Genomic DNA, 12,265 nt, shown 5'->3' with positions numbered 1-12,265 from the left:
TCCGTAAAGATGGGGCGCAAGGAGCGCCCCTAATGATTTAATCTGAATGAGTGACAGCGATAGGTGAATAACGGTATCTGCCTTCAGTAAACACCTTGTTAAACGCTTCTTGGCATTCTTTATCAAGTCTTGCCCATTGTTCTGGGTTGTTCACAAAATAAGGATGCCAACTAGAACCGTGCTCTAACTTTTGGATTTCCTCTAATTTTATAGGGGTGTATATCGTATGAAGAGGCTCTTTGTAGCCTTCTACAGTTTTGAAACGTTCGTTGAAGGCATTTTTCTGTGCCATTGTGAAATGACGAATAAACTCATGGATATTAGTTGAAAAACGATCAAAGAGTTTTTTTGCAGGAGCATCGGAAAGCGTTCTGATCTCTTCTATATCTTTGGGGAGGTAAAAAAATCTCCAATTAAACCTATCCAAGAAAAGCTCGTTGAGCTTGACTTGTTCTTCTAAAGAATATTTTTCAAAGTCAGTGCTCGTTCTCATATAACAGAAGAACCATTCAAATTGGTTTTTTGAAAACTCTGTCACTTCCTCAATGGATGGGCGTAGGTCCAACTTAAGGGAAGGGAAACGTCTTTCTCCATCAATGATTCTTCTTACAGTCAATTCGCCTGGAAGAGGAAGATCATGCTCGAAGTAACGTAAGTGAAGGCCATTGTAAAGGGGGGCTGGCTCTTCTAGCAGATCTATTTCACTGTTCATTTCCCCTGGATAGCAATTGGCGTAGCGGACAGCAAATGCGTCCAACTGCCGAATATCTTCTAGAGTTTGTGGGGGCTTAGGGAAAACACCTTCGTCAATGTAGGGGTCAAGACAATGAACTAAATCTAAAAAAGCTCCCCTATCCATTGCTGCGAAATCTTGAAAGTGATTGCGGATGTGGAGGAGGTGCTTCTTGGGCATATTTTCGAAATCACCGTCTTTAAAAGGAACCTTTTGCTCGATGAAGCGATCGAAAAGAGCTTCCCAAAGTGGTTCTTGATCTTTTTTTGGTTTAATTGCGAGGATGCCCTGATCCATATCATCTTCAAGGTTCTCGAAGACGTAACGGACAGAAAAAGCGTCTAACTTTTGGATGTCTTCTAAAGTTTTTGGCGGCTTTGGGTAAAGATCTTTTTGTCTTAACTTTTCAAGCGCACCGTCAAAGTCTTCAAAAGTATGACTATCCATTGACCTGTAGTCTTCGAAGTTAAAACGGATGTGAAGAAGGGTTTTTTTGCTATGTCTGTCGAAATCATCGAGCGGAAGAAGAAGGTCTTGTTCGATGAAGCGGGTATAAAGGGCTTCCCAAAGAGGTTTTTGATCTGTGTCTGATTCAAAATCAAGCTCATGTTCTAGTGCGACGATTTGAGCATTCATTATTTCTGGGAAAGCATGCGCATAACGGACTCCAAAGGCGTCTAATTGCTGAATGTCTTCCACAGTTTTTGGTACTTTAGGGAAAAGATCTTCTTGGTCTAGCGTTTCAAGCTTTTTGACAAATGCAGCAAAGACTACGGGTGTCATTGCTTTAAAGTTCTCAAAGTGGTGACGCATGTGAAGGAGGTTTTTTTCTGAGAGGTCATCGAGGTCTTTAGGAAACGCTGGAAGTTTAGGGGCGTCCCAGTTTGCAATATAAGGAACCGAAAATAAAATGGCTTCGCCAAGGGCATTGAAAAGAGCCAGCTTAAAGACAACGTCTTGTGTGAGAGCAAGTGCTGCACGCCCTGCTAGAGCAGGGATTGCTTTAGTTGCAACGAAAGTAGCCGCAGCAAGGGAAACCATTGCAACGATGACTTTTTTCACTGCCTGATCGTCCTCAGTCACGAACTGCGTTGCAAACGAGACTGTCACGGCATTAAAAACTGAAACAGTGAGTGCGACAGGATTGGCTCTGCCCATTAATAAGGAACTTGCACCATATGTCGCTGTGCGGATCGCAAGTTCTTTGATAGGCGGGAAATAATTTGTAATAGAGTTTTTTTGAGATGAGCTGCTTGGTGTTGCAGATTCCATAATTTCTAACCCCATGAAATTTTTGTTTGGATTGGGAGAGACTATATAGAATGAAGAGATTTATGGGAAGGGGTATTAGAGAGATCGGGCGCAAGAAGCGCCCCTCAAGATTTAGTCTTTGTGAGTGACCTCAATTGCAGTGAAGTCTTTGCCAGTAAACAGTTTATTGAATTCTAACTGTCGGTCTTTATCGACTTTTTTCCACTCTTCAGGATTGTTAGTGAAATAGAGATGCCAGTTCCTAGGTCCTAGCTTTTCGATCTTGTCAAGCTCAGGGATCTTGGCAGTCATTCCAAAAGCAGTGAGAGGCTCAGCTAATTTTGTAAAGCGCTCATTTAGTGCTGTTTTTACATCCAATGGTAAGCAAAGGAATCTGTGGCCTTCGTTTGGTAGAATGCGTTGAAAATATGCATGGAGCTCTTTTGCATTTTCATCAGAAAGGTCAGTGATGTTAGCCATAGTAGGGTAGTGGTGGAATGTTGATTCAAATTTTTCCTGAAAGAGTTTGTTTAATTCCATTTGGTCATTGATCGAATAAGTCGCAAAAACTTCAAACTGTATTCCGATTTGACAATAGAGCCATGAGAGTTGATTGATAGAAAAAGCTTGGACTTCTTCGAGAGTTGGTAAACGATCAATCTTTATGTAGAAATAACCGTTTTCCTTTGGATTGAAGCTTTGGATGGTTTCTCCTCTTGGAAGAGGAAGGTCTTGTTCATAGAAACGCGTGTGGAGAGCTTCCCAAAAAGGTTTTTGATCTTCGGCTTCCTTGATTTCAGTGTTCATTTTATCTGGGAAGGCATGCGCGTAACGGACAGTAAATGCATCTAGCTGCTGAATCTCCTCTACGGTTTTGGGAGGCTTCGGCAAAATATCTTCTTTTTTCATCTCATCGAGCTTCGTGACAAATGCTGTAAACACATCGGTCGTCATAGCTGTGAAGTCCTCGAAGTGATGACGCATGTAAAGGAAGTTTTTTTCATTGAGTTTATCGAGCTCTTCAACAGATTCAGGAAGCTTTGGAGCATTCCATTTGGCAAGATAAGGAAGTGAAAATAAAACGGCTTCGCCAAGGGCGTTGTAAAGAGCAAGTTTTAATGCAAAGTCCTGGATGACAAGAGCAGCGCGTCCTACTAAGGAAGCTGGAGCTGCATTCATTGCAACGAATGTTGTGGCAGCTAAAGAAACCATTGCAATGATTGCCTTTTTAAGGGCTTTATCTTCGTTCTTTGTGAATTGTGAAGCGAAAGAGACGGTCACTGCGTTGAAAGTTGAAAGGGATAAAGCGACTGGATCGACTCTACCTAATAACAAAGATGTTGCACCATAAGTTGCGGTGCGGATTGCAAGTTCTTTGACTGTTGGGAAGTAACTTGTAAAAGAACTTTTTTGAGTTGAGCTGCTTGGTGTTGCAGATTCCATAATTTCGAACCCCGAGTAAATTTTTGATTTGACTGGGAAAAATTATATAGGAATGCAAGGTTTGTGAAAAGCTTCTTTTTTGAAAGATGGGGCGCGAGGAGCGCCCCTCAAGATTTAGTCAGTGTGAGTGAGCACTATTTCGTCTAAGCTGTTAGCTTTAAACAGGTTGTTGAATTCAACTTGTCGGTCTTTATTGACTTTTGCCCACTCTTCAAAATTATTTGTGAGATAATTATGCCAAGTACTTGCTTGTTGCTCTTTGATCTTTGCAAGCTCAGGGATGTCGGCCGTGGTTCCGAAAGGAGCGAGAGGCTCAGCTAATTTTGTAAAGCGCTCATTTAAGGCGTTTTTTACATCCATTGGCAAGCAAAGGAATCTGTGGCCTTCTTTTTTTGCTTGAATGCGTTGAAAATATGCATGGAGCTCTTTTGCATTTTCATCAGAAAGGTCAGCAATGTTAGCCATAGTAGGGCTGTAGTGCCATGTTGATTCAAATTTTTCCTTAAAGATTTTGTTTAATTCCATTTGGTCATTGATCGAATAGGTCGCAAAAACTCCAAACTGTCCTCCGATTTGACAATAGAGCCATGAAAGCTTGTTGATTGAAAAAGCTTGCACCTCTTCGAAAGTTGGTAAAGAATCAATTTTTATGGCGTAATAACCACTTTTATTTTCTCTAATCTTTTGAATGGTGTCTTCATTAGGAAGAGGAAGATCTTCTTCATAGAAACGTGTGTTAAGCACTTCCAAAAGACTTTGCCATTCTTCAGTTTTCATGATTTCAGCGTTCATTTCTTCTGGAAAGGTATGCGCATAACGGACGCCGAAACTGTCTAACTGCTGAATCTCGTCGATAGTTTTTGGAGGGGTAGGCATAGAAATGTTATGCTCTTTAAGATGCAGGACAAAATTTTTAAAGTTACCTAAGTTTATTGATTTATTGTCTTCAAAGTGATCGTGCATATGAAGAAGGGTTTCTTTGGTATGTCTTTTTAAATTACTGGTAGGAAGAGGGATCTTTTGCTCAATGAAACGTAGGTATAGCGCTTCCCAAAGGGGGGCTTGTTTGTCGACTTTTTTGATTTCGGTATTCATTTTTGTTGGATAGTAACGAGCATAGTGAAGTTCGAAGGCATCCAATTTCTTAATGTCGTCAAGTGTTTTTGGAGGTTTTGGGAAAATGTCTTTTTTAGCCAGACCTTCAAGCTTTGAGACAAACGATTTAAAAGTCGCTCGAGCCATTGGTGAATAGTCTGCAAAATTGTCAAGGATGAGAAGAAGAGTCTTTTCGGTATGTATTTCGAAATCATGGACGGGAAGAAGATAGCCTTGCTCAATGAAACGGGTGAAATAAGCTTCTGTGAAGGGAACCGAGTTTAAAAGTTCAGGGGTTTTATCTTTTACAAACATTACTAGGTCATATATGTAGCGGACTTCAAAAGCGTCTAAATTTTTAATGTCTTCTATCGTCTTGGGTTGTTTAGGAACAAGGTTTTCTTGTTCTAATGCTTCCAGCTTGCCTACAAATATATTAAAGACATCGGGTGTCATGGCTTTGAAGTCTCCAAAGTGGTTGCGCATGTGGAGGAGATTTTTTTTAGTGAGTTTGTCTAAGTCAGTGGTGGATTCGGGTAGCTTGGGTGCATCCCAGTTTGCAATGTAGGGAATCGAAAATAAAACAGCTTCCCCAAGCGCATTGAGGAAAGCGAGTTGCAATCCAAAGTCTTGCGTGAAGGCAAGTGTGGCTTGTTCAACGATTGCCGGAGCGACTTGCGTGACAACGAAAGTAGACGCAGCTAAAGAAGCTAGGGAGATAATCACTTTTTTGAGATCGGATTCTTCAGCTTGGGTGAATTGCTCTGCAAAGGAAACTGTGATTGCATTCAAAGTTGAAAGGGTCAGAGCGACAGGATTGACTCTGCCGAGTAATAATGAAGTTGCCCCATATGTAGCTGTGCGAATCGCTAGCTCTTTTGCAGGAGGTAGGTAATCTGTAAATGAATTTTTTTGTGCAGGAGTATTGGTAACTGGTTTTGCCATTTTTTCCCTCGAATTGACTTTTTTTCATGAAATGATAAGGAAAAAAGGCTTTTAGAGAAAGGATTTTTAGTGCGTCAGGAACTTTTTGAGTTTGGCGTGCCGCACGCGAGGGTGGTGAAGATTCTAGGACATGAATTGTTAGAGAGAAGAGGCGCGAAAAGCGCCTCTATGTATTTCATTCTTAGTGTGTGAGGGGAAATTCAGTTAATCCCAAATCTACACTTTTGATCGTTTCCTGAGTTTCTCTAAAAAGTTTATTGAACGCAATTTTTCGTTCTTCATCAACTTTTTGCCACTCCTCCAAATTATTTTTGAAATAGTCGTGTAAAAGAAAGAGATTTTCTTTTTCGAGCTCATCTAGTGAAGGAAGAGAATAAGTGGTTGAAAGTGCCGTTAAAGGCTCACGAAGTTGCCTAAAGCGCTCATTTAATGCTTTTTTGACTTCCATTGGCAAGCAAAGGAATCGGCTATCCTTACTCTTTTCATAATAGTCATGAAGCTTTTTTGCACTTTCATCAGAAAGGTCAGCAATGTCAGCCATTGTAGGGCTGCAGTGGAATGTTGTCTCAAATTTTTCATAGAAGAGTGCATTTAAAGCGATCTGATCATTGATCGAGTAAGTTTTAAATAATTCAAATTTGCGATGGATTTGACAATAAAGCCATGAAAGCCTGTTGATTGAAAATGCTTGTACTTCATCGAGAGTTGGTAAAGGATCAATGTTTATGAGGTAAAAATCCCTTTTATTAAGTGTAATAAATTTAATTTTCTCTTGATCTTCTTTAATCTTTTGAATGGTGTCTCCATTTGGAAGAGGAAGATCTTCTTCATAAAAACGGGTATGGAGGGCTGCCCAACAAGGCTCTTGTGCTTCGAGTTTTAAGATTTCAGCGTTCATTTTCTCTGGAAAGGTATGCGAGTAGCGGACGCCGAAGGCATCTAATTGCTGAATCTCCTCGATCGTTTTTGGCGGGTTAGGCAAAGGGATTGTATATTCTTCAAGATTCGAGACAAAGTTATCAGAGTTCATTGATCTAAAATCTTGAAAACTATCACGGATGTACAGAAGCGTTTGTTTGGGATATCCGTCGAAGGTGTCGATTGGAAGAGGGTAGCCCTGCTCAATGAAACGGCTGAAAAGGGTTTCCCATTCTTTTTCCTTGTCAAGATCCATGATACTTGCGAGTGACTTAGTTTTTAGCTGCTCATAAAAGTAGCGGACTTCAAAAGCGTCTAAATTTTTGATGTCTTCTAGCGTTTTGGGTTGTTTAGGAACAAGGTTTTCTTTTTCTAATGCAGCAAGCTTGTCCACAAATGCATTAAAGACTTCAGGGATCATGGCTTTGAAGTCTCCAAAGTGGTTGCGCATATGGAGGAGATTTTTTTTAGAGAGTTTGTCTAAGTCTTTGACAGATTCGGGTAGCTTGGGAGTATCCCAGTTTGCAATGTAAGGAATCGAAAATAAAACAGTTTCCCCAAGCGCGTTGAAGAAAGCAAGTTGCAATGCAAAGTCTTGCGTGAAGGCAAGTGAGGCTTGCCCAACTATTGCAGAAGCGACTTGTGTGACAACGAAAGTAGACGCAGCTAAAGAAGCCAGGGCGACGATCATTTTTTTAAGACCTGTTTCTTCAGCTTGGGCGAATTGCTCTGCAAAGGAAACTGTGATTGCATTCAAAGTTGAAATGGTCAGAGCAACAGGATTGACTCTGCCGAGTAATAATGAAGTTGCCCCATATGTAGCTGTGCGAATCGCTAGCTCTTTTACAGGGGGCAGGTAATCTGTAAATGAATTTTTTTGTGCAGAACTATTGGTAATTGGTTTTGCCATTATTTCCCTCAAATTGACTTTTTTCATGAAATAATATGGGAAAAAAGGCTTTAAGAGAAAGTATTTTTAAGGAGTGAGGAATTTTTTGAGCTTGGCGTGTCGCACGCGTGGGCGGGAAAGAATTTTTTTAACAGATGGAGTGAGTTTTGGGGGAGGTTCTCCTTTTTCTTGGAGGTAGGACTGAAGGTGCATGAGGTGTGCGAGCAAGCTCTCTTGCGTTTTTTCAAGAGCTGCGGCTTCCACAGTATACTTGGGATCTGAAGAGATCCGCTGAAGAGTTTCTCCATTTTCGATCAGTTGATCGATTGTAGTGTCAATTTCTGTAAGAAGCTCTTTTCTGGCTTCCATAAAATAAACCCAACAGTCAGGTTATTAAACGAATTTTACGTATAAAAAGATGTAATTAATATTGTCAAACCAATAAATCGATTAGTAAATAAAATTTTAACATTAGAAATTGTGAGATAGAACTTTGAGAGCAAAAATTGTTTGAAAAGGATTCGAGGTGTGTGCTAAAAAATTCTGGCATGAAAGGTTTTTGTCCCCTCGCATCAGGCTCCAAAGGCAACGCTCTTTATCTTGGAACAGATCAAACCAAGCTTTTGATTGATGTTGGCATTAGTTACCGCGCGTTGCAGCAACGGCTTGCTGAAATTGATGTTTCCATTGAAGAGATCGATGCGGTTTTGATCAGCCACGAACATTCCGATCACGTTCGGGGACTTGAAAAACTGTGTAGCTCGCTCAAAATTCCTGTCTTCGCGAATAGCGAAACGGCAAAAGCGATTCTGAGCAACATGAAAATGATGCCTCGCTTTAAGATCTTTTCGACAGGGGAGCCGTTTGAGTTTGGGGATATGCAAATTCATCCTTTTAGTGTGCAGCACGACACTCTTGATCCGGTCGCGTTTACTTTTCAATTTATGGGAATGAAAGTGGGAATTTGTACCGATTTAGGGTATGTCACCACTCTTGTGACGGCTCACTTGCGCGATTGTGACTATTTGTATGTGGAGGCAAATCACGAACCATCAATGGTTTATGCTTGCCCGAGGCCACCTATCTACAAGCAGCGCGTTTTGGGTAGGCAGGGGCATTTGTCGAATGAAATGTGTGCTGATCTCCTCAAGGAAATCAAACATCCGGGGCTGAAGCATGTTTACCTTGCTCACTTGTCTGAAGAGTGTAACAATCCTGAGTTGGCACTGAAAAAAGTGCGTGAGCATTTAGAAGAAGAAGTGGGACTTTCGATTGCATATCAAGAAAAAATCAGCGAGAAAATCTTTTTTTAGAGAGGGAGTAAGAGACCGTCGTAGGCGATCTCGACGTGAATATTCAAGTTACACTCTTTTAAAATGTCATTGTGCAACTGCGCTTTTGTTTGAAGGTCAGAATCTTTGTGGTTGGGATCATGGTGTGTGACAATCCACTCTTTGCATCCGGTGTATTTGAGTAAGACGGTGGCGTTAGAAATGGAAGAGTGGCCCCAACCTGTTTTCCGGTAGTACTCTTCGGGAAAGTATTGCGCTTCATGGACAATCATGTCGCAGTCTTTGAGAAACTCGATGAGGTCGAGGTGCGGCTCGAGTAGGGGGTGTTTTTGATGGATGCAGTTGGGATGACCGTGATAGCCGAGGAGAACCTCGTTGTCTGTGATGTAGCCGACTGTTTTTCCGGGGACTTTGATTTTAAATCCTACGGTGGGCCCAGGGTGGTTTGTGAAGTGGGAGTCAATGACGACGTCACCGATGGAAACGGGTTTGTCATCGCGCAGTTCTTTAAAGGTCACTTGAGCTTTCATCTCATCAAGACGCACAGGAAAGTAAGCATAAGCGAGCATGTTTGTGAAGAGTTCTTTTGTGCTTTTTTCAAACCCCACGGGTGCCCAGACAACGACATTGCAACTTTTTTTGTAAAGAGGGCTAAAGAAAGGAAAGCCTGTGATGTGGTCCCAATGGGTATGGGAAATGAAAAGGTGAATGGTGTGATGGTTTTCGACGTCGATGGTGTCTCCAAGCTCGCGGATTCCCGAGCCGGCATCGATGATGATGAGCTCTTGGTTGTGACGGATTTCTAAGCAGGAGGTGTTTCCTCCATAGCGCACATACTGTGGCCCCGATACAGGGTTGGACCCGCGTGTTCCCCAAAAACGGAGATAAGAAGTTAAGGTTGAGGGAATCGGGTGGTAACAGTGGTTTTGCTCAATGACACAGCCAGATTTCATGGTGAAGGGTTCCGGTTTTAAGTCTCCTTTGAAGTACCGCTCGATGAGTTGAAAGAGTTGAGGGATTTCAAACGGTTTGACTAAAAAGTAATCGGCACCTTCTTCGATTGCGGCATGGTAGTTTTGGATCATCACATGATAAGAGGTGATGATGACACCTGTCGAATTCAAGCGGGAGTTGGTTTTAATGATCTTAAGGATTTCAATCCCATGAATATGAGGTACCATGAGGTCAATGATAACAAGGTCGGGCTCGAACTCTTTCAGCTTTCTGATGCAAGCCGGACCTGTCTTGACGACCACAATCTCATAGGCGTTTGCTTCCGAAGCAGTGACAACTGCGTCCAGCAAAGCTGTTGAGGGATCTGCAATGAGAATCCGTTTTTTTTCCTTCATGGCGAGAGCGTATCCGGATTTACCTTACTCCTAATTTATCTCTAGCAAATGTCGGGGAATGTTTATACATCTTTTTTTGCAGTGCCCTGCAGGACTCGGCGTGGACGGCTTCCTTCTTGAGGACCAATGATGCCTCGAGACTCGAGCTCATCCATGAGGGAAGCCGCACGAGCGTACCCAATTTTGAGCTTTCTTTGAAGGAAGGTTGTTGAAGCTGTACCTGTCTGAGTCACAATTGAATAGGCTTGCTCATACATGTCATCTTTTGGCTCATCACCGCCTCCCATCACATCTTCTGGGGCCATCTGATCGAAAGATTTGATCAGATATTGAGTGTGAGCTTGCCTTTCAATGTGTTCAATCACACGGTTGATGTCTTCATCACGAATGAAAACACCTTGGGCACGGATCAAGTTTGAAGAACCTGGAGGCAAGAAGAGTAGATCTCCATTTCCGAGAAGAGATTCGGCGCCATTTTCATCGAGAATGATTTGGCTGTTCACTCTGCTCGCAACTTTGAAAGAAATGCGCGTGGGAAAGTTAGCTTTGATGAGACCGGTAATCACTTCACGTGAAGGACGTTGAGTTGCTAAAATGAGGTGAATTCCAACGGCTCGGGCCATTTGGGCAATGCGCGCAATGGGAGTTTCTAAATCGGAACTTGAAGCCATCATCAAATCGGCAAATTCGTCGATGATTGCAACGAGATACGGCATTTTGCGAGGGATTTCAAATGGGGCATCTTGCTCTTTTTCGACGCGGGGACGACGACTGTTGAATGAATGGATATTGCGTAGCCCTAAGTGTTTGAGAATTTCATAGCGGTGCTGCATCTCTTTGACGAGCCAATTCAATGCTGCGTAAGCGCCATGGGCTTCGGTTATGACCGGAGCAATCATGTGCGGTAGGTTCGTATAAGAACTGAGTTCAACTTTTTTCGGATCGACGAGGAGGAGACGGACTTCATCGGGGCGCGCCGTCATCAGAATCGACATGATGATGCTGTTGATGCAAACAGATTTTCCTGATCCGGTGGCTCCCGCAATAATGCAGTGAGGCATCTTTGTTAAATCGGTCACAATATTGTCGCCTGTCACTGTCTGTCCAAGCAAAACGGGAATGTGCAGTTTTTTACCTTTAATGTATTCACCGAGCATTTCCTTGAAGCTCACTTCTTGCGGATAAGGTGAGGGAATTTCAACGCCGACAGCAGCTTTTCCAGGAATGGGAGCAATGATACGGATCGATTTTGCTTGCAAATTGAGAGCGATGTCGTTTTCGAGCACTTTGATTTTTTGAACTTTGACTCCAATAGGAGGATGCACTTCAAATGAAGTGATCGTCGGACCGCAGTTGATTTCACCGACTTTTGCTTCAATGCCAAAACTTTGCAGTGTATCTTCTAGGATGCCTGCTTGCCGCGTAAGGTCTCGCTTCAATGTAGGTTGATCCACTTTTTTAGCATTGGTTAGAAGATTAAGAGGCGGGAGGCGGTACCGCTTGTACTCTCCTTCATAACTGTTATTTTTTGCCGTTTTTCCTCGGCTTCCATTGGGTTTGCGATCGAGTAGTGTTGTCACTTTGACTGTGGGGTCGTCTTCTTCGAGTTCGATTACAGGCTCGACAATTGCTTCCGTTGGAGGAGGAGTTTGCTCAGGCTGCCTAAGAATCGGCTGAGGCAGAGGTGCAACAGGAGCTTTTCGCGAAGGCTTTAAATCTTTGATCACTTTAACGAGTAGGACTTGTGCTCCTTTCAAAAAGTGGAGGAATTTTTTAAAGAGAGGAATGACCCGTGTGTTTGTGAGCAAGATGAGTGAAAAAAGACCGGTGACTGAAAAAGTGATAAAGACTCCGATGTTACTGAGGAGATGCTCGAGATTGAAGGTGGGGAGATCGTGGTAGAGATAGTAAAGAGGAACACCGCCTAAATTGAAACGTACAATGCGGTGGGGTGCAGGGTAACCATTAACGTAAATTTCAGAAAAAATCCGCTTTTGCAAAAAAGGGAAAGGGACGCCACTTGTTTCGGCAATGAGATTGAGAAGTAGGCAAGCTGAAAGAAGAAGCAGTGAAAAATAGAGCGTTTTTACTCTAAACTTTGGCTTTTGATCGGTCGTAAGAAAGCGCCATCCAATCCAGCCTAAATATCCCATGATGAGATAAGTTCCGAGTCCAAAGGTGTAGAGCAAACTCAAAGCGACATAGTAACCAATGAGACCGAGCCAATTGGCACTTGGGATCCCATGAACAAAGCTTAGAACAGAAAGAAGGAGAAAAAGAGTGAAAGTGAGGGTCAAAAGACCTTTGATTTCTGGGTGAGCTTTGATTTTCGGCTTGTCTGACATCTGGA

General features: G+C 42.5%; 8 protein-coding genes. 1 reads left to right on the top strand and 7 read right to left on the bottom strand.

The features are described from left to right. Window positions 1–37: 37 nt before the first annotated feature. The 5 genes from ACOOFG_RS09405 to ACOOFG_RS09385 all read right to left on the bottom strand — a co-directional run bounded on the left by ACOOFG_RS09405 (window position 38) and on the right by ACOOFG_RS09385 (window position 7,643). Entirely contained in the window at window positions 38–2,005 is a 1,968-nt protein-coding gene (locus tag ACOOFG_RS09405) for a hypothetical protein (RefSeq protein ID WP_420421215.1), read from the bottom strand. A 111-nt stretch (window positions 2,006–2,116) separates the two neighbouring features. Next, window positions 2,117–3,427 (bottom strand): hypothetical protein, encoded by a 1,311-nt coding sequence (locus ACOOFG_RS09400; RefSeq protein ID WP_420421214.1) that lies wholly within the window; start codon window positions 3,425–3,427, stop codon window positions 2,117–2,119. A 114-nt stretch (window positions 3,428–3,541) separates the two neighbouring features. After that, window positions 3,542–5,467, bottom strand: a complete 1,926-nt coding sequence (locus tag ACOOFG_RS09395; protein ID WP_420421213.1) for a hypothetical protein — start codon at window positions 5,465–5,467, stop codon at window positions 3,542–3,544. 181 nt (window positions 5,468–5,648) lie between these two features. After that, window positions 5,649–7,295: a hypothetical protein gene (locus tag ACOOFG_RS09390; protein WP_420421212.1), complete on the bottom strand. Its 1,647-nt coding sequence runs from the start codon at window positions 7,293–7,295 to the stop codon at window positions 5,649–5,651. Between the two features lie 66 nt (window positions 7,296–7,361). Further along, window positions 7,362–7,643 (bottom strand): hypothetical protein, encoded by a 282-nt coding sequence (locus ACOOFG_RS09385; RefSeq protein ID WP_420421211.1) that lies wholly within the window; start codon window positions 7,641–7,643, stop codon window positions 7,362–7,364. 179 nt (window positions 7,644–7,822) lie between these two features. Here ACOOFG_RS09385 and ACOOFG_RS09380 point away from each other — a divergent pair, with 179 nt between their 5' ends. Continuing rightward, a complete protein-coding gene (locus ACOOFG_RS09380; RefSeq protein WP_420421210.1) occupies window positions 7,823–8,587 on the top strand; it encodes an MBL fold metallo-hydrolase in 765 nt (254 codons plus the stop codon). Here the strand turns inward: ACOOFG_RS09380 and ACOOFG_RS09375 are convergent. Together ACOOFG_RS09375 and ACOOFG_RS09370 are read right to left on the bottom strand one after the other, a co-directional pair. Further along, a complete protein-coding gene (locus ACOOFG_RS09375; protein WP_420421209.1) occupies window positions 8,584–9,915 on the bottom strand; it encodes a response regulator in 1,332 nt (443 codons plus the stop codon). The two genes, ACOOFG_RS09380 and ACOOFG_RS09375, sit on opposite strands and share 4 nt — an antisense overlap. A 62-nt stretch (window positions 9,916–9,977) precedes the next feature. Next, entirely contained in the window at window positions 9,978–12,260 is a 2,283-nt protein-coding gene (locus tag ACOOFG_RS09370; RefSeq protein ID WP_420421208.1) for a DNA translocase FtsK 4TM domain-containing protein, read from the bottom strand. Between the last annotated feature and the right edge of the window lie 5 nt (window positions 12,261–12,265).

The sequence above is a fragment of the Simkania sp. genome (assembly GCF_965215465.1).
GTDB lineage: Bacteria > Chlamydiota > Chlamydiia > Chlamydiales > Simkaniaceae > Simkania.
The sequence above is the reverse complement of the archived record's forward strand: the minus strand, read 5'-3'. Positions and strand labels throughout refer to the sequence as shown.